21 protein-coding genes and 1 riboswitch are annotated in these 24,223 nt (G+C 56.8%); of the genes, 10 read left to right on the top strand and 11 right to left on the bottom strand.

Translation table 11 applies throughout. The features are described from left to right. Positions 1-33: 33 nt before the first annotated feature. Positions 34-669 (top strand): helix-turn-helix domain-containing protein, encoded by a 636-nt coding sequence (locus tag AC22LX_RS07470; protein WP_049059780.1) that lies wholly within the window; start codon positions 34-36, stop codon positions 667-669. A 43-nt stretch (positions 670-712) separates the two neighbouring features. Here the strand turns inward: AC22LX_RS07470 and AC22LX_RS07465 are convergent, their stop codons facing one another. Further along, positions 713-2,689: an alkyl/aryl-sulfatase gene (locus tag AC22LX_RS07465; protein WP_045391199.1), complete on the bottom strand. Its 1,977-nt coding sequence runs from the start codon at positions 2,687-2,689 to the stop codon at positions 713-715. Between the two features lie 284 nt (positions 2,690-2,973). Continuing rightward, the gene (locus AC22LX_RS07460) at positions 2,974-3,399 is read right to left on the bottom strand and encodes a hypothetical protein (protein WP_045391196.1); all 426 of its coding nucleotides are present in this window, start codon (positions 3,397-3,399) and stop codon (positions 2,974-2,976) included. Positions 3,400-3,706: 307 nt separating this feature from the next. Between AC22LX_RS07460 and AC22LX_RS07455 the strand changes: the two genes are divergently transcribed. From AC22LX_RS07455 to fbaB, 5 genes are all read left to right on the top strand, one after another. Next, complete coding sequence (locus AC22LX_RS07455; protein ID WP_049059507.1) at positions 3,707-4,168, top strand: STM2901 family protein; 462 nt, start codon at positions 3,707-3,709, stop codon at positions 4,166-4,168. Then, on the top strand, positions 4,168-4,485 hold the full coding sequence (locus AC22LX_RS07450; protein ID WP_045391193.1) for a DUF1493 family protein: 318 nt from the start codon (positions 4,168-4,170) through the stop codon (positions 4,483-4,485). The genes AC22LX_RS07455 and AC22LX_RS07450 overlap by 1 nt, the downstream gene beginning before the upstream one ends. A 104-nt stretch (positions 4,486-4,589) precedes the next feature. Continuing rightward, positions 4,590-4,686, top strand: a riboswitch (TPP riboswitch). A 34-nt stretch (positions 4,687-4,720) separates the two neighbouring features. Then, a complete protein-coding gene (thiM, locus tag AC22LX_RS07445) occupies positions 4,721-5,494 on the top strand; it encodes a hydroxyethylthiazole kinase (RefSeq protein ID WP_063447989.1) in 774 nt (257 codons plus the stop codon). After that, positions 5,491-6,291: a bifunctional hydroxymethylpyrimidine kinase/phosphomethylpyrimidine kinase gene (gene thiD / locus AC22LX_RS07440; RefSeq protein ID WP_015706078.1), complete on the top strand. Its 801-nt coding sequence runs from the start codon at positions 5,491-5,493 to the stop codon at positions 6,289-6,291. Before thiM ends, thiD begins: the two co-directional genes overlap by 4 nt. A gap of 148 nt (positions 6,292-6,439) precedes the next feature. Next, positions 6,440-7,492, top strand: a complete 1,053-nt coding sequence (gene fbaB, locus AC22LX_RS07435; protein WP_015365768.1) for a class I fructose-bisphosphate aldolase — start codon at positions 6,440-6,442, stop codon at positions 7,490-7,492. A 62-nt stretch (positions 7,493-7,554) separates the two neighbouring features. On the opposite strand, the gene AC22LX_RS07430 is transcribed toward fbaB, so the two are convergent. From AC22LX_RS07430 to AC22LX_RS07420, 3 genes are all read right to left on the bottom strand, one after another. Beyond that, positions 7,555-8,838 (bottom strand): RbtT/DalT/CsbX family MFS transporter, encoded by a 1,284-nt coding sequence (locus AC22LX_RS07430; protein ID WP_163310953.1) that lies wholly within the window; start codon positions 8,836-8,838, stop codon positions 7,555-7,557. 82 nt (positions 8,839-8,920) lie between these two features. After that, a complete protein-coding gene (locus tag AC22LX_RS07425; protein ID WP_063447952.1) occupies positions 8,921-10,528 on the bottom strand; it encodes an FGGY-family carbohydrate kinase in 1,608 nt (535 codons plus the stop codon). 32 nt (positions 10,529-10,560) lie between these two features. After that, on the bottom strand, positions 10,561-11,310 hold the full coding sequence (locus AC22LX_RS07420; protein WP_045398225.1) for an SDR family oxidoreductase: 750 nt from the start codon (positions 11,308-11,310) through the stop codon (positions 10,561-10,563). 288 nt (positions 11,311-11,598) lie between these two features. Here AC22LX_RS07420 and AC22LX_RS07415 point away from each other — a divergent pair, with 288 nt between their 5' ends. Next, positions 11,599-12,612: a LacI family DNA-binding transcriptional regulator gene (locus tag AC22LX_RS07415; RefSeq protein WP_045398223.1), complete on the top strand. Its 1,014-nt coding sequence runs from the start codon at positions 11,599-11,601 to the stop codon at positions 12,610-12,612. Between the two features lie 12 nt (positions 12,613-12,624). Here AC22LX_RS07415 and AC22LX_RS07410 read toward each other — a convergent pair whose 3' ends face one another. Continuing rightward, positions 12,625-13,566, bottom strand: a complete 942-nt coding sequence (locus tag AC22LX_RS07410) for a sugar-binding transcriptional regulator (RefSeq protein WP_049061588.1) — start codon at positions 13,564-13,566, stop codon at positions 12,625-12,627. A 196-nt stretch (positions 13,567-13,762) separates the two neighbouring features. Between AC22LX_RS07410 and dalD the strand changes: the two genes are divergently transcribed. The 3 genes from dalD (at position 13,763) to AC22LX_RS07395 (ending at position 17,945) form a co-directional block, all read left to right on the top strand. After that, on the top strand, positions 13,763-15,148 hold the full coding sequence (gene dalD, locus AC22LX_RS07405; RefSeq protein ID WP_045398221.1) for a D-arabinitol 4-dehydrogenase: 1,386 nt from the start codon (positions 13,763-13,765) through the stop codon (positions 15,146-15,148). After that, a complete protein-coding gene (xylB, locus tag AC22LX_RS07400) occupies positions 15,139-16,602 on the top strand; it encodes a xylulokinase (RefSeq protein ID WP_063447953.1) in 1,464 nt (487 codons plus the stop codon). The genes dalD and xylB overlap by 10 nt, the downstream gene beginning before the upstream one ends. Before the next feature lie 65 nt (positions 16,603-16,667). Next, the gene (locus tag AC22LX_RS07395) at positions 16,668-17,945 is read left to right on the top strand and encodes an RbtT/DalT/CsbX family MFS transporter (RefSeq protein WP_163310952.1); all 1,278 of its coding nucleotides are present in this window, start codon (positions 16,668-16,670) and stop codon (positions 17,943-17,945) included. Positions 17,946-17,979: 34 nt separating this feature from the next. Here AC22LX_RS07395 and yegS read toward each other — a convergent pair whose 3' ends face one another. From yegS to mdtD, 5 genes are all read right to left on the bottom strand, one after another. After that, positions 17,980-18,873 (bottom strand): lipid kinase YegS, encoded by an 894-nt coding sequence (gene yegS / locus AC22LX_RS07390; protein ID WP_045398058.1) that lies wholly within the window; start codon positions 18,871-18,873, stop codon positions 17,980-17,982. 257 nt (positions 18,874-19,130) lie between these two features. After that, on the bottom strand, positions 19,131-20,492 hold the full coding sequence (gene trhP / locus AC22LX_RS07385) for a prephenate-dependent tRNA uridine(34) hydroxylase TrhP (protein WP_032714942.1): 1,362 nt from the start codon (positions 20,490-20,492) through the stop codon (positions 19,131-19,133). Between the two features lie 145 nt (positions 20,493-20,637). Beyond that, complete coding sequence (baeR, locus tag AC22LX_RS07380) at positions 20,638-21,360, bottom strand: envelope stress response regulator BaeR (protein WP_045391890.1); 723 nt, start codon at positions 21,358-21,360, stop codon at positions 20,638-20,640. After that, positions 21,357-22,811, bottom strand: a complete 1,455-nt coding sequence (baeS, locus tag AC22LX_RS07375; RefSeq protein ID WP_063447772.1) for an envelope stress sensor histidine kinase BaeS — start codon at positions 22,809-22,811, stop codon at positions 21,357-21,359. Before baeS ends, baeR begins: the two co-directional genes overlap by 4 nt. Then, the gene (gene mdtD / locus AC22LX_RS07370; RefSeq protein WP_047078107.1) at positions 22,808-24,223 is read right to left on the bottom strand and encodes an MFS transporter; all 1,416 of its coding nucleotides are present in this window, start codon (positions 24,221-24,223) and stop codon (positions 22,808-22,810) included. Before mdtD ends, baeS begins: the two co-directional genes overlap by 4 nt.

The raw sequence follows: 24,223 nt of genomic DNA, 5'->3' as shown, positions 1-24,223 counted from the left end.
TACCACGGCAGACGGCGCAGCAAGGGGCATAGCGTGAATTTTCAGGATATCCATAGCTATTATCAGCAACTCAACATTGATGCCTTTTTTCCGCAAATAATGGCACAAGGGGAGCCCCTGACGGTTGCGGCAAATAAAAAATTAGCAATCCAGCCAGAATATATTTATTTTTGCACTGAAGGTTCGCTTTCAATATTAATGCCGGAGAATGGCCTTTATATTGGAAATTCCATTGAGTATATGCCGATTGGTCTTATGGAAAGATACTGCCCGCTGGCGAAGTTTGAATACATCGGCAGCGCGGCGGTGAAGCTGGTCAAAGTCACTTATGATGTTTTTGACCAAATCTTTTTACGCGGCGGTCCTGAACGCGTGCAGGAGTTGGCGACCATTCTGACCTATATGTCGATTTTTACTATCGATCTTCACAACGAACGCCGGCAAATGACCAGCTACCAGACCATCAGGCCGATGCTGTTTCGTTATCTTTATCGCCAGAGTACGCATCAGGGGGAAAATGAAGGCCTGGCGCTGTTTATTATTAAGCGCACTAATCTGTCGCGCACGCATGTATTTCGCGTACTGGCGGATCTAAAAGCCGGGGGCTATATCACGATGAAGCGCGGCAAACTGGTTTCGATCGACCGACCGCTGCCGGAAGCTTACTAGTAGAAAGGAAACTCCCGCGACCGGGCGCCGCGGGAGCAGGGCATTATGGCGTGACGATGTCGAACCAGAATTCGAACTTGTCCATATAGCCCAGCATTTCATTGAGCTTATCGGCGTTACCGGTGATTTTCGCGTCGCCGTTATCGACGGCCTGTTTCAGCGTCTCCTCTTTGAGGATGATCTTATTCAGGGTGGCGCGGTTGAGGGCGATAGTGGTATCGGCATCTTTCGCTTCCGCGTTGGCGGTATGGTTCAGTACGCCGTTTTCCAGCTCCAGCTTATACTTGCCGCCGTCGCTGCCGAGATCGATATTAAACACCGATTTCGCGTTACCCGCTTTCTCGCCATTGATATGTACCGCCAGATAGTCGAAGAACATTTCCGGGGTCATCGCGCGCACGGTATCCGGGCTGGCGGTGTTCGGGGTAGGACCTTTCACCACGCCGTTACGCAGCTCCTGCGCGCCGGTGAGGTAGAAGTTACGCCACGGGCCTGATTCCGCCTGGTAGCCTAACTGTTCAAGGGCATCGGCTTCCAGATTACGCGCATCCTGGTTTTTCGGATCGGCGAAGACGATTTTGCTGACGACCTGGGCTACCCAGCGGTAGTTACCCTGGTCATAATCCTCTTTCGCTTTCTTCATGATGGCATCGGCGCCGCCCATGTAATCGACGAATTTCTTCGCCGCTTCTTCCGGCGGCAGTTCGTCGAGGGTCGCCGGGTTGCCGTCGAACCAGCCGAGATACAGCACGTAGGTGGCCTTCACGTCGTGGCTAACGGAACCGTAATAACCGCGGTTAGCCCAGGTGTTGGCAAGGCTCTCCGGCAGTTTGAATTTAGCGGCGATTTCATCGCGGGTCAGCCCTTCGTTGGCCATACGCAGGGTCTGGTCGTTAATGTAACGATACAGGTCGCGCTGGCTCTTCAGCAGGTTAACCACGTTTTCGTTGCCCCAGGTCGGCCAGTGGTGCTGAGCCATAATAATTTCGGCCTTGTCGCCCCAGCGTACAATTGCTTCGTTGATGTACTTCGACCACGGCAGCGGTTCGCGGATTTTCGCGCCGCGCAGCGAATAGGTGTTGTGCAGGGTGTGTGTCACGTCTTCCGCGGATTCAATCAGTTTTTTCTCTTCGATGAACCACAGCATTTCCGACGGCGCTTCCGAACCCGGCGCCAGCATAAAGTCATAGGTCAAACCGTCAATGACTTCTTTCTGCCCGTCTTTTTCGATGATATTGGTCGGCGCAATCAGGGTAACCGTGCCCGCCGAGGTGGTGGTGCCAAGGCCGGCGCCGACCTGACCGGTGGCCGATGGTTTCAGCAGGTTGCCGTACATGTAGCTGGCGCGGCGGCTCATGACGTTACCGGCCATGATGTTTTCTGCCACGGCCGCTTCCATAAAGCCGGACGGCGCGTAAATTTTCACTTTGCCGGATTTCACATCCGCCTCATCAACTACGCCGCGCACCCCGCCGTAGTGGTCAACGTGGCTGTGCGTATAGATAACGGCGACGACCGGTTTCTTACCGCGGTTTTGGTAATACAGATCCATGCCCACTTTGGCGGTTTCTGCCGACACCAGCGGATCCACGACGGTAATGCCTTCTTTACCTTCGATGATGGTCATATTGGAGAGATCAAGATTGCGGATCTGGTAGACGCCATCGGTGACCTCAAACAGGCCGCTAATATTGATCAATTGAGACTGACGCCACAGGCTCGGGTTGACGGTGTCCGGGGCTTTTTCACCTTCTTTGATGAAGGAGTACTGCTGCGGATCCCATACTACGTTACCTTGTTCGCCTTTAATGATCTCGGTGGGCAGGGCGGCAATAAACCCTTTATGGGCGTTGGTGAAATCGGTGTTATCTGAGAAGGGGAGTTGATTATAGAGAGCGTCGTTGGCTTGTTTGGTGGCGGCGGTCGCTTCTTTTGCGGCGACTTCCGCCCATGCTGACAAGCTGATCGATGACAGCAAGCCGGCGATGGCTAAACCTTTCACTACGGGGGTCAATTTCATTGGAATCCTCTTACCATGATGGCAATTCACTCGTTAATTCCGATCTGACGTGGTGTTACAACTTGTAACGCTTATTTGAACTATAACCAGTTGTTTACATTGAGCAAGTTATGGTTACAAAAAAACTACATTAGTTAAAAAACTACTCACTCGTAGGTAAAATGAGATTTATCCAATGGGATTAATGTCGCTTGTTTAGCGCGGTGTCAGACGTGTCGGTTACTGCGGGGAAGGGGAGAAAAAAGCGGCTCTTAGGCCGCTTTTAAATTAACAAGGAAGCGGCGCTATTTGGCGTAGCCTAAAAATTTACCGTCCTGCATGACGGCAATTTTTCCTGATTGGTAGACAATAAAAACGTATAAACCCTGAGAATAGGTTTTCGCGTCAGCATTGCTTTCGTCTAAGGCCGCGGGTTTGCCATCAACTGTCAGCCCGGTTGAGTTTGTGACCAGCTTCATGCCATTGAAGATCTTCACTTTTTTGCTGGATTGCGCTTTCTGCACGGGATATAAAGCCTGTGCATTTTCCAGCGCCTGCTTCTCCGCTGCGGCGTTCACCGCAGCCTGTTTGTTTTGTTCCGCAATATAACAGGCGTCTTTACTGACCCCCTGGGCTTCACACTCGGCCATACGCTGCGCCGGCGAACTGCAACCGGCCGCGATGGCTGCGCTGAGTGCCAGCAGTATTATCGAGACGTGTTTCACTTTCATCATTAACGACCTTATCGTAGATATTATTTTATACATGCGACGAACATTCATGACAGCGGCGATCGTCCGGGGATCGTTAGCGTGCTTAATTCGTAACGCGTGGTAACTATGTCGTAGGGTGATTAAGCAAATTGTGATCTACATCAACCGCCGTACGGATAACTAAAAAATAGTGTAATCGTTTACAATGCGGCGAAAAGAGCGTCTCTGTGGCAAGCGTACGGGGATGATACAATGACGAGTAATGACGGTGTGCCAATCAGCCATTATGATGGCGCTTTATGCAAGGATCATAAGGGATTATGAAGTGGATACTGTTGAACAAATTAGTGGGTACTTCTATAAAGGATACTGGAATCTGAAACCAGAGGAGTTATTCCTGTTGATTCTCATCGATGCGATGAGTCAGCATCTTGAAATTGAGGCAACAGCCGCAACTGCTATCTTAACCGGACAACCCTGGATACCAACGCGAACTAAACCAGGTACAGCAATTAAAGGAACGAGTATTGTTTCAATAATGTCTCGTAAGCTACTCAGTAATGTACGTTTGCCGGTTGGTATTTCGTTGATCACTCCTATGGGTAAAGGTCTGAAAGACTTTCATTGGTCGAAAACTAATAAGTTAGGCGCGGTTATAGGCCGCTACATACCATGGATAGGGTGGGCAATGGCATTTTATTATGCGAGAGCAATACTAATTGATACTGGTGAAAATTTTAATAAGATTGTTAAACCAGAACATAAAGTTGCATGGACATACTTCTAATGAGCATTGAACAAGAAATTATTGATTATATATATACTCATCATAGCCATAAGAAATACTGTTTTTTTGGCGATCGTCCAGAAGTCACGTTAGATACTGAATTAACAAAGGGGGGGCTGAATATCATCTGGGAAGATGCAGAAGATACTTTAGATTACTATTTCAAACAATGGAATGTAAAAATGAATGGCTTCGAAATTATCTATTACTTTGAACCTGAGTTTTTAGGTTCCATGCCTCCAGAGAAGCCGCTTAAACCGCTAACAGTACAAATGTTGGTAGAGTCCGCAAAAGCGGGTGAATGGCTGTACGATTAAGGGACATATCGCCGGGAGACATACCGCTTTTACCGTTTACAAGACTTACCGCTGGCATTACTATCCTGAAGAGAGATTAACGGAACGTTAGTCGCCATTTTGTACCAAATGACTCGGGGTGCCCTTCTTTGTGAAGGCTGAGAAATACCCGTACCACCTGATCTGGATAATGCCAGCGTAGGGAAGTCAGAGACCGCATGGTCTGCGCTGCTTCCTCATCTGGCGGGAGCAAACCATGCATGAACCGCTAAATCCGGCGCATATCGCGCACCTGCAGCAGCTTTTCCGCACCTCTTCGCCGCTTGTTCACTGTATGACCAACGATGTGGTCCAGACTTTCACCGCTAACGTCCTGCTGGCTATTGGCGCCTCGCCGGCGATGGTGATTGATCCTACGGAAGCCGCGCAGTTTGCCGCCATTGCCGATGCGCTATTGATTAATGTCGGGACCTTAACCACTGAGCGCGCCAACGCGATGCGAGCGGCGGCGCAGAGCGCCCGCCAGGCGGGAAAACCCTGGACGCTGGATCCGGTTGCCGTCGGCGCGCTGACGCTGCGTACCGATTTTTGTCGCGAGCTACTGGAACTGCGGCCTGCGGCGATTCGCGGCAACGCCTCGGAAATCATGGCGCTGGCGGGGAATAGCGGCGGTGGGCGCGGCGTCGATACCACCGACAGCGCCGCCGCGGCGTTACCCGCAGCCCAGGTGCTGGCGCGCAAGCTCAATACCGTGGTCGCGGTGACGGGCGAGGTGGATTACATCAGCGACGGCGAGCGCACGCTTGCCGTGAGCGGCGGTGATGTCCTGATGACGCGGGTGGTCGGGACCGGCTGCGCGTTATCCGCGGTGGTGGCGGCAAGCGCCGCGATGCCCGGCGATCGGCTGCAAAACGTAGCAGCCGCCTGCGGCCTGATGAAAATGGCGGGAGGTGAAGCGGCGCGACACGGCGGTCCCGGCAGTTTTATCCCGGCATTCCTCGACGCGTTATACGCGGAGGTGGCGGCATGAAGCGGATTAACGCCTTAACCATCGCCGGCACCGATCCCAGCGGCGGCGCCGGGATCCAGGCCGACCTCAAAACCTTCTCCGCGCTCGGCGCTTACGGCTGCTCGGTGATCACCGCGCTGGTGGCGCAGAATACCCGCGGCGTGCAGTCGGTATACCGCATTGAGCCGGACTTCGTGGCGGCGCAGTTGGATTCGGTGTTTAGCGACGTGCGAATCGATACGACGAAAATCGGCATGCTGGCGGAAACCGATATCGTTGAAGCGGTGGCGGAACGTCTTGCCCGCTATCAAATTGCCAACGTGGTGCTGGATACCGTGATGCTGGCGAAAAGCGGCGATCCGCTGTTATCCCACTCGGCAATTGCGACGCTGCGCCAGCGCCTGCTGCCGCACGTTTCACTGATCACCCCGAATTTGCCGGAGGCCGCGGCGCTGCTCGATGCGCCGCATGCGCAAAGCGAGCGCGAGATGCTGGAACAGGGCAGGGCGCTGTTGGCATTAGGCTGCGGGGCGGTATTAATGAAGGGCGGACATCTGGACGACGCCGAAAGCCCGGACTGGCTGTTCACCCGCGAAGGCGAACAGCGCTTTACCGCGCCGCGTGTGCAGACCAAAAATACCCACGGTACCGGCTGTACGTTATCTGCCGCGCTGGCGGCGCTGCGTCCTCGCTATGCCGATTGGGGACAAACCGTCGCCGAAGCGAAGGGTTGGCTATCGGCGGCGCTGGCGCAGGCCGATTCGCTGGAAGTGGGGCACGGTATCGGCCCGGTACATCATTTCCACGCCTGGTGGTAAATGGCAGTGAAACGAGACAGCAGAATCTACTGAAAAAATGCGCTCCCGGCTGGAAAATATGCTAACTCGGTACCAGGCTTAACCTGCCCAAAATTTTTGGGTTGGGATAAAACATGCTGGCTGCGGCCAGCACTTACGGGAGATAGCTATGACTGATATTACGCAGTTGCTTGGCAAAGATGCCGACAGCCTTTTACAGCACCGTTGTATGACTATTCCAGCCGATCAACTCTATTTACCGGGCGCGGATTACGTCGACCGGGTGATGGTGGATAACAACCGCCCGCCTGCGGTGCTGCGTAATATGCAGACCCTCTACAATACCGGGCGTCTGGCCGGAACGGGGTACCTTTCCATTCTGCCGGTCGACCAGGGCGTAGAGCATTCGGCGGGCGCGTCATTCGCCGCCAACCCGCTCTACTTCGATCCGAAGAATATTGTGGAACTCGCCATCGAAGCCGGCTGTAACTGCGTGGCTTCTACCTATGGCGTACTGGCCTCGGTATCGCGCCGCTACGCGCACCGCATTCCATTCCTCGTTAAGCTCAACCATAACGAAACCCTGAGCTACCCGACCGAGTATGACCAGACCCTGTACGCCAGCGTTGAGCAGGCGTTCAACATGGGCGCGGTTGCGGTTGGCGCGACGATCTATTTTGGCTCCGAGCAGTCGCGTCGGCAGATTGAAGAGATCTCCGCCGCCTTCGAGCGCGCGCACGAGCTCGGCCTGGTCACCGTGCTGTGGGCCTATCTGCGCAACCCGGCATTCAAAAAAGATGGCGTCGATTACCACGTTTCCGCTGACCTGACCGGCCAGGCCAACCATCTGGCCGCCACCATCGGCGCTGATATCGTGAAGCAGAAAATGGCCGAGAATAACGGCGGCTATAAGGCGGTGAACTTCGGTTATACCGACGATCGCGTCTACAGCAAGCTGACCAGTGATAACCCGATCGATCTGGTGCGCTATCAGCTGGCAAACTGCTATATGGGCCGTGCCGGGTTGATTAACTCCGGCGGCGCGGCGGGCGGCGAAACCGATCTCGCCGATGCGGTGCGCACGGCGGTGATCAATAAACGCGCCGGCGGCATGGGGCTGATCCTCGGTCGTAAAGCGTTTAAGAAATCGATGAGCGAAGGCGTGAAGCTGATCAATGCGGTGCAGGACGTCTATCTGGACGGCAAAGTCACTATCGCATAAGGCAAAAATCCGGGCGTGAGGCCCGGATTGACTCTTTTACTTACCCCGGTCTCCGGGGTTTTTTATGATTTTGCTGCGCTGACGGTCAGCGGTTTAGCCGCTTCGCTGGTAGCAAACCCTGGCTGTTCAACGCGAATAAACGGGCACAGGAAGAAGGCGAGAATATAGAGCGCGGTATAGGCCACCACCACGCCGATGGTGCTGAAGTGCGGCAGCAGCACCACCGCAATCGCCGGCGCGAGGAAATTCGACAGCCCGGCAGACAGGTTGTAGACCGAAATCGCCGCCCCTTTATGCTTTGGCTCCAGCGCCGGGAACACCGCCGCCATCGGCACGAACGCCGCGACAAAAATCCCCAGCGCAATCGCCGGCACCAGCGCCATAGCGAAGTTATGCCCGAAGTGCTGCGGCAGGTAGTAAAACGCCAGGCTCGACAGCGCCATGCCGATGCAGCCGAACCAGCGCACCACTTTCATCCAGCCCAGTTTCTCCGCCACGATACCCCAGAAGACGTTGGAGAAAATGGTGGTGAAGAAGAACGCCGCCCACACCTGCAGCCATTCGGAAGTGGTGAAACCGAGCTCATCGACGAACATCATCGGCATGACCACCGCGAAGCCGAACAGCGACAGGGTGTTGATAATGCGCACAATGCTGGAGAGCATAATGCTGCGGTTGGTGTAGATAAGGGTCACCGCGCGCCCCAGCTCGGAGAACTTCTCGCAGGTGGTGAGGTTCTGCATATGGCGCGGGGTTTCGGTGTTGCGCAGCGCCGCCAGGGCAATCAGCCCGCCGGTGACGCAGAACGCCAGCGCCAGCCACAGGGTGCCCATCTCGCCAATGTGCGGGATGGTGAAGCTCGGGATATAGCTGCCGAACACGCCGATGCCGACGGAGTAGACCGCCCAGAACCAGCCCAGGGCCGAGCTGGAGCTGTCGCTGCGGACGTTATGGATAATGGCGACGATGAACGAGTAGAGGAACAGCGGATAGGCCAGACCGCGGATACCGTAAAACAGCAGGATTAAGGCATAGTTGGCGCGGCCGAGACCGAAGACGAGGAACAGGACGTGGAACACGCACCACAGCACAAAACCGATAAACATGGTTTTACGCGGGGTGATGATTTCCGCGACCACGCCGGAGACCCAGGCCGAGAGGGCGGCGGCGAGGCCGTAGAGGGTGAAGGCGAAAGAGGCCTGCGCCGGGCTGAAGCCCAGCTCCTTGATGTAGTGCGAGAGGAAGGCGAGTTCAAAACCGTCGCCGGTCATAAACACGGCGATGGCGACGTATCCCCAGATAAGGTTCAGCGGCAGACCGAACCACTGTTTGTTATTAACGGACATGTTAACCTCGATTTCAGGATGCAGAGGAGCGGCTCCGCTGCACAACAGCGGAGCATTATTGTTATTAAATTAAAGAGGTATGTTATTCGCGGATTAGCCGACCGGCCTGTTGTAGCGCTTTGTAGGCCTCATACCTGCGTTGATGAAGCGAGCTAAACGCCGTTTCGCTACGATAGGTTTTATCCACTCTGGTGAACCGCTTCATGGCGTCCGGTAGCGAGGCGGCGACGTTGCCCGCGACGGCGCCGAGGATGGCGGAACCCAGCAATACTGGTTCGCTGCTGGCGGTGCTGACCACGGTTACGCCACAGGCATCGGCCAATAGCTGGCGTACCAGCGGGTGCTGCCCCGCGCCGCCGCTGATAACGATATTTTCGCTCTCAATACCACAGGCGCGTTGGGCATCAAGGATCTGCCGCAGGCCGTAGCCAATCCCGCATAATCCGGCGACATACAGCGCGGTCAGGTTATCAAGATCCCGCTCCATCCCCAGCCCGGCAATCAGCGCTTTCGCGTGGGGGTCGGCAAGCGGCGCGCGGTTGCCGAGAAACTCCGGCACGACGTGCAGTCCATCTGCCAGCTTCACCGCCTCCGACGGCGAGGCAACCTGCGCCAGCACGCGATCCGCCAGCCAGACCGGCAGTGGAACGGCGGCGGCTTTGGCCTGTTCGCGCGCTTCGGCCGCCGCCGGATGGAAGCTCAGTAACTGGTCGATAGCCGCGCCGGCGGCGCTTTGTCCACCTTCGTTCAGCCAGTAACCCGGCACCATCGCCGAATAGTAAGGCCCCCAGACCCCAGGGACGAACACCGCTTTCTCGGTGGTGGTCATGGTGCAGGAGGAGGTGCCGAAGACGTAGGCCATATTATTCACCGCGCCGTTGAGTACGCCAACGGTGCCAATGCCGCCGGCATGGGCGTCGATCATCCCGACCGCCACCGGCGTACCGACAGGCAGACCCATCTCTTCGGCCGCCGCCGCGGTTAACCCATCACCACAGGGCGTTCCCGGATCGACAATACGCTGGCCGATACGGGCGAAGTCTTCTTCCGCCAGCTCTGCGAGGCCAATCTGGCGGAAGTAGTCGGCATCCCAGCGCTTTTCATGGGCCAGATAGGTCCATTTACAGGTGACGGTACAGACGGAGCGGGCCAGATCGCCGGTCGCGCGCCAGGTGAGGTAGTCGGCCAGGTCGAAGAAGTGACGCGCACGGGCATAAGTCTGCGGGCGATTTTCTTTCAGCCACAGCAGCTTCGGCGTTTCCATCTCCGGAGAGATAGTCCCGCCGACGTATTGCAGCACCGGATGGTGGGTGGCATTGATGCGTTCCGCCTGTTCGGTGGCGCGGTGATCCATCCAGACGATGATATTGCGGTCCGCCTCTTCGCTGGGGCCGACGGCCAGCGGCGCGTCATTCTCCCCGATTACCACCAGCGAGCAGGTGGCGTCGAAGCCGATACCGGCTACCGAGTGCGGAGAGACGGCGGCCTTTACGACCGCGCGTTTAATGCAGTCGCAAACCGCCTGCCAGATTTCGCGGCTGGATTGTTCCACCACGCTGCCGGCGCTACGGAAGAGGGTTATCTCCCGGGTGGCGTGGGCCAGCAGTTCGCCGCTGAGGTTAAATACCCCGGCGCGCACGCTGCCGGAGCCGACATCGACGCCGATGAGGGTTTGAGTCTCGCCATTCATAAAATCGTCCTTTTAGTCACCGATACCGGGGGTTATAAATCAACGCTGTTAGGCAGAATAACCAGGTCGCGCACGGTGACGTTTTTCGAACGGGTGACCATAAACAGCACCGATTCGGCAACTTCGATAGGCTGCATCAGGCTGCCGTTGGCCAGCGCTTCTTCCATTTTCTCTTTCGGCCAGTCATCGAGCAGGGCGGTGACCACCGGGCCCGGCAGTACCGCGCCGACGCGGACGCCGTGCTGGGAAACCTGGCGGCGGGTAGTATGAACAAATGCCTGTACGGCGAATTTTGAGGCGGTATAGATAGGTTCCCAGATAACCGGCACCACGCCGGCGATGGAGCTGGTGAAAATAATATCGCCGGATTTTTGCGCAATCATATGCGGCAGCACGCTACGCACGCAGCGGAAGGCGGCGTTAGTATTGAGGTGCAGCACGCGATCCCAGACGTCCGGGTCGCCCTCAGCGACCGGGCCGCCGATGTAAGCGCCGGCGTTGGCGTGGAAGATATCGAGACGGCCGGCAAGTTGCAGGATGCCGTCAATGATCTTATCCACCTGATCGCCCTGCATCAGATCGACCTGTAAAGCAAAAGCGTTTTCGCCAAGCTCTGCCACAATCTTGTTGAGCTTTTCGCCTTCGCGGTCGATCAGAACCACCTTCGCGCCCGCGCCAAGCAGGGTTTTTGCGCATTCAAGACCAATGCCGGAAGCGGCGCCGGTGACCGCGGCGACTTTGCCGCTAAGAGAAGTATTCATAGAGGATACAGAGTGGTTCATTTTATAATCCTTCATGTTGTCTGTTTTGCTCATCAAGCGGGTCTCGACGAGCTTGAGGAGCGGTTACCTGCTACAACAATCTGGCCTGTCAGAGCAGGAGTAACTAAGTTAAGCTATTGAATATCAGCACCATTTATTTCAATTTGCTGATGTCTGAACGATTATTGAGTGTATACGCTAGCGAGCGTCATGGTTGCTCAATCGATGAAGCTAATGTTGCGCCAGCTTCATCGATTGAGCAAGTGGGGAAATTAACAGCGAAATGAATTTGTGACGCAAGTTGGGAAAATGAAAAAAATCACTATCTACGATCTGGCGGAATTATCCGGCGTTTCGGCAAGCGCGGTGAGCGCGATCCTCAATGGCAACTGGAAAAAACGCCGTATCAGCGCCAAACTTGCGGAAAAAGTGACGCGGATTGCGCAAGAACAGGGCTACGCGATTAATCGCCAGGCCAGCATGTTGCGCAGTAAAAAATCGCATGTCATCGGGATGATTGTCCCCAAATACGACAACCGCTATTTTGGTTCCGTGGCGGAAGGCTTTGAAGAGATGGCGCGTGAGCGCGGCCTGCTGCCGATTATTACCTGTACTCGCCGTCGACCGGAGCTGGAAATCGAAGCGGTGAAAGCGATGCTTTCCTGGCAGGTGGACTGGGTGGTGGCGACCGGGGCGACTAATCCGGATAAAATTACCGAGCTTTGTCAGCAGGCGGGGGTGCCGACGGTCAACCTTGACCTGCCGGGCTCCACCGCACCGTCGGTGATCTCCGATAACTACGCGGGCGCCCGCGCGTTGACCGATAAAATTCTTGATAACAGCCTCAATCGCCACGGCAAACTGGCGCCGCTGTTTTTTGTCGGCGGGCGCAGCAGCGACCACAACACCCTGGAGCGTTTGCGCGGATTTCGCGATGCCCATGCGGCGCGCGGCATGAGCGTGCCGGATGAAAATATTCTTTCTCCAGGCTACTCAAAAGGCAAAGTAGAAGCCTGCATGCAGGCGCGTTTCAAAAGCGCTGATGAACATCTTCAGGGGTTCTTCGTTAACTCGACCATCTCGCTGGAAGGGGTGGTGCGATGGCTGGCCCAGCTAGGGCTGACCGGCGCCGAACAGCCACCAATGGGCTGTTTTGACTGGGATCCGTTTGTTTATCTATTGGGTCACGACATTGACATGGTGCAGCAGAACGTACCGGCGATGCTGGAAGCGGTATTCAATATCATCGACGCTGGCGAGGCCAGCCAGCAGCGGGTAGAGATCCCGCCGCTGTTGATTAGCAGCCGCGAGCATCTGGCGTGAAAACCGCTGGCGCTAGCGCGTCAGCAGCCAGCGGGCGGTATGTTCATCGGTCACCAGGCCGTTAATCCAGCCGCCTTTTAACGCCGCGAGGATCGCCGGGCGCTTGTTCTCGCCACAGGCGACGGCTATCCGCGGGCACTGATTTTGGCGGATATCGTAGCTGGTGATCAGGCGATTAATTTCGCTGTCGACGACGCCGCCGTCGGCATCGATAAAGCGGCCGAGGATCTCGCCGATGCCGCCGTGCGCCGTCAGTTCATCCAGTTGGGCCTTATTAATAAATCCGTCTTTGAAGATCGGGCTTTGGGTCCCCAATGGGCCGATACCGACGAAAATAACGTCCGCCTGCTGTGCGGCGGCAGATACGTTGCTGAACAGGCGGCTGCCGCACCACATCTCATGTTCCTGACGGGTTTGCGCATAGCGCGGCGCGGGCCACTGGTAGTAGTTGGCCTGAATTTTCCGCGCCAGCAGCAACGGCACGTCGTCGTAGTAGTTGCATTTCCCTTCATCGTTCATTGCGCTAATCAGCGCCACGCAGCGGCTGTTGGGGCTATCGAAATCAATGCGCTGGATGGTTTTTTTCAGCGTTAATCCAGAACCAATGCCGATTATTTTGGCGTTATCGCTCTGCAGGTAGCGGGCCATCAGCTGATAACAACCGAAGGAAACGCTATCCAGCGTGCTCTCTTCGTTGTAGGTCGGCACGATATTGCACTCGATGAGTTGATACTTTTCCTGCAACAACTGCGCATAATCGAGGCAGTTCGCCACCGGATGATGTAAACCAATCGACACAATGCCTTCTTCCTTCGCCGCGGCGATCAGGCGCTGGACCACCGGCCTTGAGGTGCCGAGGTGGCTGGCGATTTCGCTCTGATTCTGACCGGCAATGTAGTACATCCATGCGGCGCGGACCTTCTGATCCAGCCTGATGTCGTCTTCTTTACTCACGTTATCCTGCCTTAAATACGCGGGCGCAGTAGCGCAGATACCCGCATTTTGGCTGCGGTTTTCCAAACAGGCAAGCTTTTGCTCTGAATTGGTCATTTGTAATTTTATTGGGTAATTGTTCTTTTGTGATCTGTAGCTCTTATTTGATTCAAATGATCATCTACAGTGAGCCGCATCACCTCAAGGAGAGCAGAACATGAATACGCAATTCACATGGCTTCACATTGGTCTCGGGTCTTTTCATCGCGCCCATCAGGCGTGGTATCTGCATCGACTGCGGGTTTCCGGCGATTCGCGCTGGCATATCGCGGCGGGGAATATTCGTAATGACGCCGAGCATGTGGTGCATGCGCTGGCGGAGCAGGAAGGGCGCTATGTCCTCGAGACGGTGAGCCCGGAAGGGGAGCGAGAATACGAAGAGATCGCCTCAATTCAAAAATTACTGCCGTGGCAGGCGGGGCTGCAGCCGCTGATTGATGAAGGCGCGAACCCGCAGACCAAAGTCATTGCTTTCACGGTGACGGAAGGGGGCTATTACCTCAATACGCAACATCGCCTGGAAACCAGCAACGCCGATCTGCAGGCCGATTTGCAGGGGGATTGCAAAACCATTTATGGCACCATCACCCGGATCCTTGAAAAACGCATCGCCGACGATGCTGGTCCGCTGACGCTGCTTAACTGCGACAACGTGCGCCACAACGGCGAACGTTTCCATGATGGACTGGTGGAATTTCTGCAGCTGACCGGTAAACAGCAGGTTATTGACTGGCTGGCGGTGAACGCGACCTGTCCAAACACCATGGTCGATCGTATCACGCCGCGCCCGGCCGCCGATCTGGCGCCACGTATCAAAGCGCAAACCGGCATCGACGATAAAGCGCCGGTGATGGGCGAAACCTTTATTCAATGGGTTGTGGAAGATAATTTCCGCGCTGAGCGCCCGGCGCTTGAGACGGTAGGCGTGGAGATGGTGGCGTCGGTTATCCCCTATGAAGAGGCGAAGATTCGCATTCTTAACGCGTCACATAGCTGTATCGCCTGGGCGGGAACCCTGTTGGGCCAGCAATATATTCACGAGAGTACGCTTACCGATGCCATCTACGCCATCGCTGACCGTTACGTCAGTGAAGATGTGATCCCGTGTCTGGGCGATAACGGTATCGACCTGGCAACCTATCGCGACGTGGTACTTAAGCGTTTTACCAACCCCTATATCCAGGACACCAACCAGCGGGTGGCGGCAGACGGATTCTCAAAAATCCCGGCGATGATCGCCCCAACCCTGCAGGAGTGCTACCAGCGCGGCGTGCGCCCGCAGGCTACCGCTATGTTGCCGGCGCTGTTCTTTGTCTTTATGCAGCAGTGGCATAAAGGGGCTTTACCGTATCAGTACCAGGACGGAATTCTTGATGAGTCGGCGGTACACGCCATGTTTAATTCGCCTGACCCGATCGCCCGGTACGCCGGTGATAAAGCCCTGTTTGGCGAGCTGGCGGAATCGGCGGATTTCCACGCGCTGCTGCGTGAGCAAATCGCCGCCGTTTACGCGCTGACCCAGCAGGAGGCGCTATGTATTTAGGTATCGATCTCGGCACTTCGGAAGTTAAAGCGCTGGTGCTGGATGAAAACAATGCGGTCGTCGCCAGCCATAGCGCGCCGCTGACCATCCAACGGCCGCATCCGCAGTGGTCTGAACAATCGCCGCAGGCGTGGTGGGAAGCGACGGAATACCTGATTGCCACTCTGCGCGAGAAGTGCGCGAGCCATTGGTCGGCGATTAAAGCCATCGGCCTTTCCGGACAGATGCATGGCGCCGTGCTACTGGATGCCAGCGGCGAGGTGATTCGCCCGGCGATTTTATGGAATGATACCCGCTGCGCGCAGGAGTGCGCCGAGCTTGAGGAGATGGCGCCGGAGCTGCATCAGGTGGCCGGTAATCTGGCGATGCCGGGATTTACCGCGCCGAAACTGCTGTGGGTGCGGCGTCACGAGCCGCAGCATTTTGCCCGTACCGCTTGCGTACTGCTGCCGAAGGATTTTCTGCGCTACAAGATGACCGGCAAAAAAGTCTCCGATATGTCGGATGCCGCCGGCACCCTGTGGCTGGATGTTGCGCGACGGGACTGGTCCGACGCGCTGCTGCAAAAGTGCGGCCTGACGCGGCAACAAATGCCGGAACTGGTTGAAGGATGCGACGTTTCCGCCACGCTGGCGGCAGACATTGCCGAACGCTGGGGGCTTAATCCTTCGGTGCTGGTGGCGGGGGGCGGCGGCGATAATGCGGTCAGTGCGATTGGCGTTGGCGCGGTGTCGTCGGGAGACGCTTTTATCTCGCTGGGGACCTCCGGCGTGCTGTTTGTCGTCACCGACCGCTATCGTCCGGCGCCGCAGTCGGCGGTGCATGCTTTCTGTCACGTACTGCCGAACCTGTGGCACCAGATGAGCGTGATGCTCAGCGCCGCCAGCTGTCTGCAGTGGTTCTGTCGTCTGACCGGCACCACCGAAGTGGCGCTACTGGAGGAGATAGCCCAGTTAAGCGAAGACGAAAAAGCCAATGCGCCATACTTCCTGCCTTATCTTTCCGGCGAGCGTACCCCGCATAACGATCCGCTGGCGCGCGGTATGTTCTGGGGAATGACCCATGCCAGCCAGCGCGCTCAACTAGGATATGCGGTGTTGGAGGGGGTGAGCTTCGGCATTGCTGACGGCCTGCGCGCGTTGCAGGAGAGCGGAACCCGTATCGACCAGTGTTCCCTGGTCGGCGGTGGCGCCCGCAGTCCATTCTGGGCGCAACTGCTGGCGGATATCCTGGCGATGCCGGTGGTAACGCATAAAGGCGGGGAAACCGGCGGCGCGCTGGGAGCGGCGCGGCTGGCCTGTCTGGCGGCGGGCAAGCCGTTGGCAAGCGTTTGTCATAAGCCGGAAATCTGGCAAACCTGGCAGGCGGATCCGCAGCGTCATCAGACGCTGATGCCGCGTTACGCCCATTTTCAGTCTCTGTACCTCAACGACCGACATTGTCGACAGCAATAAGACATCTGACGCTCCGGCGAAACTGCCGGAGTGATTCTCCTGCACCCTACAACAACGAGGTCACCATGTCCGTTAATCACAAACAGTGGCTCGGTCTGCCGCTGAACCTTATCTGGGGATACGTCGCCATCGCCGTGTTTATGACCGGCGACGGTTTTGAACTCGCCTTCCTCTCACACTACATCAAGGAGCTGGGCTTCAGCCCGGCGCAGGCCTCTTTCGCCTTCACCCTCTACGGCCTCGCCGCCGCCCTCTCGGCCTGGGTCTCCGGCGTGGTCGCGGAAATCATCACCCCGCGTAAAACCATGTTTATCGGTTTTGTGCTGTGGTGCGTGTTCCACGTCCTGTTCCTCGTCTTCGGTCTCGGCCGCGCCAACTACGCCTTAATCCTGCTGTTTTACGGTATCCGCGGTCTGGCCTATCCGCTGTTCCTCTACTCGTTCATCGTCGCCATTATCCATAACGTCCGCAGCGACAGCTCCAGCTCGGCGCTGGGCTGGTTCTGGGCGGTCTACTCCGTCGGCATCGGCGTGTTCGGCAGCTATATCCCGAGCTTCACCATCCCGCACATTGGCGAGATGGGCACTCTGTGGCTGGCGCTGGCGTTCTGCGTCACCGGCGGACTGATTGCCCTGGCGGCGCTGCGCAACACCGAAACCCCGCGCCATATGCAGAACCTCACCACCCGCGAGAAGTTCTCCGAGCTGGGGCGCGCGGTGACCCTTATCTACACCAACCGCAGCATTATGCTCTCCAGCATCGTGCGCATTATCAACACCCTGTCGCTGTTCGGCTTCGCGGTGGTCATGCCGATGATGTTCGTCGATGAGCTCGGTTTCACCACTTCCGAATGGCTGCAGGTGTGGGCGGCGTTCTTCTTCACCACCATTTTCTCCAACGTCTTCTGGGGGATTGTGGCGGAGAAACTGGGCTGGATGAAAGTGGTGCGCTGGTTCGGCTGCATCGGCATGGCGCTGTCGAGCCTGGCGTTTTACTACCTGCCGCAGCACTTCGGGCATAACTTCGCTATGGCGCTGGTGCCGGCGATTGCGCTGGGGATTTTCGTCGCGGCGTTCGTGCCGATGGCGGCGGTGTTCCCGGCGCTGGAGCCAAAGCATAAAGGGGCGGCGATTTCGGTCTACAACCTGTCTGCCGGGCTGTCGAACTTCCTCGCGCCGGCAATTGCGGTGGTGCTGCTGCCGCACTTCAGCACCATCGGCGTGGTGGTGGCCTATACCGCGCTCTATCTGCTGGCGTTTTGTCTGTGCCCGTTTATTCGCGTCGATCAGCCGGGCTTTGCCCGTAAGGCAAGCGGCGTCAGGGAAGGGGTAGAATATTCATAACGTTATGAGGGCGGGTATATCCCGCCCTGATGTTTTAACGCAGTAACATACAGTCCGGCGGCAGACGGCAGCGTAGCGCCTCGCCGAGGATTTCCATCCGGAAGGATTTGCCGCTCAGAGGTTCGCCATCCAGGTTGAAGGTCATTTCATGGGCGGCGGTGACTTCAAACCACGGCGATACGCCGTCGATCAGATTTGGCGAATTATCGGGATTAGCGAGGGTGCTAAACAGCGCAGGCAGCAACTCTTCGCCGGTAAAAATACGCAGATGCAGTAGCCCGTCGTTAATTAATGCTTCAGGACACAGTTGCTGACCACCACCGGCCTGGCGGCCATTGCCGATGCCGATAACCAGCGCGTCGCCCTGCCAGTGAAAGTTCTCGCCGCGAATTTCGCAGCGGTCAGGCTTCAGGGTATCCATGCGCGTCAGGCCGTGAATCAGATAGGAGACGCCGCCGAGCGCGGCTTTTAGTTTTTCCGGCGTTTCGGTGGTGATACGGGTACCAAAGCCGCCGGTGGCCATATTGATAAATCCGGCCTCGTTATTCACGCGAACCACATCAATAGGGACGTCGCGCCCGGCTATCGCCAGCTTCAGCGCGCTGGCTAAGTCCTGCGGGATGCCGACGCTGGTGGCGAAATCATTGGCTGTGCCGAGGGGGAGTATTCCCAGCGCCATATTGTTGCCGCGCTGGACCAGCGCAGTGGCGACTTCATTAATCGTGCCATCGCCGCCGCCGGCAATCACCGTCGCCACCCTGAGCGTTTCGGCTTCCTCGACAAAACGAATCGCATCGCCTTTCTCCCAGGTCACGCGGACGTGTATCTCGATACCTTCTTCGCGCAGGAGATTAACGGCTTCGCGCAGTTGGGGCTCATTCGCGCCTTTACCGTTGAGAATTAATAAGCTGGCTGGAAATTGGGTCATCCTTTATCGCCTCATTCTTAGTCGTCATCCTCAGTGTATCGCATGAATGGCGTCATGGAATAAGAAAGTCGGGAAAATAGGATGCATAAAAAATAAGCCCGCGTAAGGGAGATTACGCAGGCTAAGGAGGTGGTTCCTGGTACAGCTAGCATTTATGGGTTATGTTTTTCAGCGAAATGGATGATACCTGCTTCGAACGTAACGGTATGTGATCCGATTCTAATATCCATACATAGTGAAAAAATAACGCCAATAAACTAATTTTTATGCGGATTGCGCGTCGACTCGCCGTTGAAGTTACGCATCAGCAAACCATACTCCAGCGCCATATCCTCCGGCAGCGGCAGCCAGACGATATAACCGTCTCCCGGCGCGACCGGCATTGCTTCGCCTTTGGCGTTCTCCATATGTTCGAGCGTAAAGTTGACGTTGCCTTGCGGAGTCATGACCTCGAGGCTGTCGCCGACCGAGAACTTATTTTTTACCGCCACTTCGGCCAGATTACCATTACGCTTGCCGGTGAATTCGCCGACAAACTGCTGGCGTTCGGAAACCGAGTAGCCGTACTCGTAATTCTGATAGTCGTCGTGGGTGTGGCGGCGCAGGAAGCCTTCGGTATAGCCGCGGTGAGCCAGACCTTCCAGCGTCTCCAGCAGACTGGTATCGAACGGTTTACCGGCGGCGGCGTCGTCAATCGCTTTACGGTACACCTGGGCGGTGCGGGCGCAGTAGTAGAAGGATTTGGTGCGGCCTTCAATCTTCAGCGAGTGCACGCCCATCTGGGTCAGGCGCTCCACGTGGGCGATTGCGCGCAGATCTTTGGAGTTCATGATGTAGGTGCCGTGCTCGTCTTCGAAGGCGGTCATATACTCGCCCGGACGTTTGGCTTCTTCAATCATAAACACCTGGTCGGTCGGCGCGCCGATACCGAGAGTCGGTTCAACGTTCTGCACCGGGATAGGCTCATGCTTGTGGACGATATTACCTACGTCATCTTCTTTGCCTTCCTGGACGTTGTACTCCCAGCGGCAGGCGTTGGTGCAGGTACCCTGGTTAGGGTCACGTTTGTTGATATAGCCGGAGAGCAGGCAGCGGCCGGAGTAGGCCATGCACAGCGCGCCATGGACGAAAATCTCGATTTCCATCTCCGGCACCTGGCTGCGAATTTCGGCGATCTCGTCCAGCGACAGCTCGCGGGAGAGGATCACGCGGGTTAGCCCCATTTGCTGCCAGAATTTCACCGTCGCCCAGTTGACGGCGTTGGCCTGTACCGACAGGTGAATTGGCATATCAGGGAAGTTTTCCCGCACCAGCATGATTAAACCAGGATCGGACATAATCAGCGCGTCCGGCCCCATTTCCACTACCGGTTTGAGATCGCGAATGAACGTTTTCAGCTTGGCGTTATGCGGCGCGATGTTAACCACCACGTAGAATTTTTTCCCTAGCTCGTGGGCCTCATTGATGCCGAGCTGCAGGTTTTCGTGGTTAAATTCATTGTTGCGCACGCGCAGTGAGTAACGCGGCTGGCCGGCGTAGACCGCATCGGCGCCATAAGCGAAAGCGTAACGCATATTTTTCAGCGTTCCCGCCGGGGAAAGGAGTTCCGGTTTAAACATGATTTTCTCGTTCTGATGACAGGTCAGACTCGCCGCACCAGGTGCGGCGATTCGGGGGAGTGTCCCCACATTAAGGGCGGGCATTGTAGCGCCGTGGAAAGAGGGAGTAAACCTTTGCGCCTCTCTGCTCTGAGAGGCGCAGAGGTTAGGCTATTCGACAGGCGTCCGCCTCCCAGCGATAGCCGACGCCGTAGACGGCGCGAATAAACGACTGCTCGGCATCCAGCGATTCAAGCTTACGGCGCAGGTTTTTAATATGGCTGTCGATAGTGCGGTCGGTGACCACGCGATAATCGTCGTACAGATGATTGAGCAGTTGTTCGCGGGAGAAGACTTTACCCGGCTCCTGAGACAGCGTTTTTAATAGCCGAAACTCGGCGGGAGTCAGGTCCAGTAATTTTTCGCGCCACGAGGCCTGGAAACGGCTCTCATCAACGATGAGCGGGCTTTGCGCATCCAGCGCCTGCAGAGCGCGCTGTGGCTTGCAGCGACGCAGGATCGTCTTCACGCGAGCCACAACTTCACGCGGACTATATGGTTTGCAGATGTAGTCGTCGGCGCCGATCTCCAGCCCCAGCAGGCGATCGATCTCCTCGATTTTGGCGGTGACCATCACGATCGGTACATCGGAAAAACGGCGGATTTCACGGCACAATGTCAGGCCGTCGGTGCCGGGCAGCATTAAATCCAGCAGAATCAAATGCGGGGGCGTCTGGCGAACGTAGGGCAGTACCCGATCGCCATGAGCAATTAGCGTTGGCGCGTAGCTCGCGGCCTGCAAATAGTCGATCAACAACTGACCGAGCTTGGGCTCGTCTTCCACGATTAAAATACGCGGCGTGTTTTCATCAATGGGTAATTCGCTCATACGTCCCTCGATAAATCCTGTTCCAGAGGTAATTCTACTTTAATGCTAACCCCGCCAAAAGGCGAATGGCTGGCGTTCAGGCTGCCGCCGTGGGCCGCTACGATGTTCATACAGATTGCCAGCCCAAGGCCGGATCCGCCGCTGGCGCGGTTACGCGAACCTTCGGTGCGGTAAAAACGTTCACACAGCCGCGCCAGCTGCTCGTCGCTAACGCCGGGGCCGCTATCGGCAAAATCGAGCGTCAACATGCGGCCGTTTTGTTTGGCGCTAATCAGCAGGCGTCCGCCGCGGTCGGTATAGCGCAGGCTGTTTTCCAGCAGATTATTGAACAGCTGCATTAGCCGATCGCGATCGCCGAACACGATAGCGTTATCCGGCAGCGAGACGCCGATGGTCAACCCGCGGCTGGCGAAACGTTCGCGGAACGCTCCTGCGGCGACCTCCAGTAGCGCAATTAAATCTACCGATTCTTTCTGGTAGGCTAACGCGCCTTCATCGGACATCGATAGCTGATGCAGATCGTCTACCAGCTTAGTGAGCGTGCCGACTTCCGCCTGCAGCGAAGAAATTGAATCCGGGGTGAATTTACGCACGCCGTCCTGAATAGCTTCCAGCTCGCCGCGCAGCACCGCTAGCGGCGTGCGGAGTTCATGCGAAATATCGGCCATCAAATCGCGGCGCATTTGTTGGTTGCGCTCAAGCGTACTGGCAAGCTGGTTGAAATCCTGCGCCAGACGACCCAGTTCATCCCCGCCGGTGACCGTGACGCGGGTAGAGAAATCGCCCGCCGCCAGCTTATGGGTACCTTCCACCAGCCGTTTGACCGGCGCCAGCAGCCCGCGGGCCAGCGGGAAGGTGGCCAGAGCGGCGAGGAGGGTGGCGAGGGCGACGATAAGCCAGCTGGTGCGTTTTTGCTGGCGGTCGAAATTGATATCCGTGTTGCGCGTGAGTCGCTCGACCGGCGAGGCGATCACCGCCCCGACGGTCACGCCGTTGACGACAATGTTGCGCCGGGTGCCATCTTGCGGTACCGGCGCTCGCGGGCCTACCAGCACGCGCCCTTGTTGATCGATAACCCAAAATTGCGTGCGCCAACCGTGCGGCGGCATATCGGGACGCGGGCCAGGCCCGGGCATTGGCCCTGGCTCGCCGTGTGGGCCCGGACCACCCGGCGGGCGTTCGTCGTTATCGCGCTCGAAGGTGCGCAGTAACTGGAAGATAAAACGATCGTTATTGCGTAAAAACTTCCAGTCGCCATGCTGCTCGTACTGTTCGCTCAGCGCGTCGCCGAGCATCGTTAATCGCTGTTCATTACCGCGTTTTATATAGTCGATAAAGCCGCGCTCAAAGCTGATACGCACCGCCCAGTGCATGCTAATCAGCAGCACGATACAGGTAGCGAAAATAGCCAGGAACAGCTTACCGGTGATACCCGGGCGCCAAAGTTTCACGATTCACTCCTTTTGCGTCGGCGGATGACGGTGTTGCTGCCGACATCGTTCGGTACGCGGGAAAAGATAAGCGCCGGGAGGGCGATAATCACCGCCATGCTCAGATAGGTGTAGAGGAAAACTTGATGAACGGCTGGGGCATCGGCGCTGATATGCTGCTGGCCGTACATGCCGAGCAGTAGCCCGGCGATGGTCACGCCGATACTCATCGAGAGCTGCATAACCATCGAGAGCAGGCTGTTACCGCTACTGGCCAACTCATCAGGCAGGTCTTTTAGCGTCAGAGTATTCATCGACGAGAAACGGCTGGAGTTAATCATGCCCTGCAGGAACAGCACCAGCGGCAGCAGCCAGTACCAGCCGGCCAGTGCGACGGCCATGAACAGCAAACTCACCAGCGCCAGGCCGAGGGTTGCGAAAACCAGCACGCGGCGATAGCCAAAGCGATTCACTACCTGCACCACGATGCGTTTCATCCCCATGCTGCCCAGCACCATCGGGATCATCATCAGCCCGGCGTGGAACGGCGAGAAGCCGAGGCCAATTTGCAGGAATACCGGGGTCATAAACGGCAACATCCCGCTGCCGATACGCCCGGCGAAGCTGCCTCCAAGACCGAGCGAGAAGGTTTTATTGCGAAACAGTTTGAGGCTAAACAATGCGTTAACGTTACCGCGGGCGTGCCACCAATAGAATCCCATCGCCATCAGGCCGCCGACGACCAGCACGGCGAGCAGCAGCGGCGAGATACCCAGCCCTTTTTTGCCGTCAAGCGCCAGCGTCAGGGCGGCCATTCCCACCGCCAGCAGAATAAAACCAAGAATATCAAAACGCCGGGTCTGCAGGGTGTAGTTTGGCATCAGGCATAACGTGGCGATAGCGCCGATGATACCTACCGGGATGTTAATTAAGAAAATCCAGTGCCAGGAAGCATATTCGACGAGCACGCCGCCAAGCGCCGGGCCGAGCAGCGGTCCAACCTGGCCGGGCAGGGTGACGAAGGTCATCGCCGCCATATACTGATCGCGTGGAACGATTTTCATCACCGTCAGACGCCCGACCGGTACCATCATCGCTCCGCCGACGCCTTGCAGCACGCGGGACATCACTAACTGATCGAGAGTGCTGGCCTGGGCGCAGAATAGCGAGCCGACGGTAAACAATACAATGGCGCTGAAGAAGATATTGCGCACGCCAACCCGGTCCGCCAGCCAGCCGCTGGCCGGCAGCATGACCGCCACCGTAAGCACATATGAGACCACCACCATATGCATGTGCAGCGGGCTCTCCCCAAGGCTTTTGGCCATCGAGGGGAGGGCGGTGTTAACGATGGTGGTATCCAGCGACTGCATAAAGAAGCCGAAGGCCACAATCCATAACTGCCAGCGTACGCTGGAGGGCAGATCTGTCAT

The sequence above is a fragment of the Klebsiella sp. PK01 genome (assembly GCF_057624675.1).
Note: the sequence above shows the minus strand (reverse complement) of the source record. Positions and strands in the feature narration are given on the sequence as shown.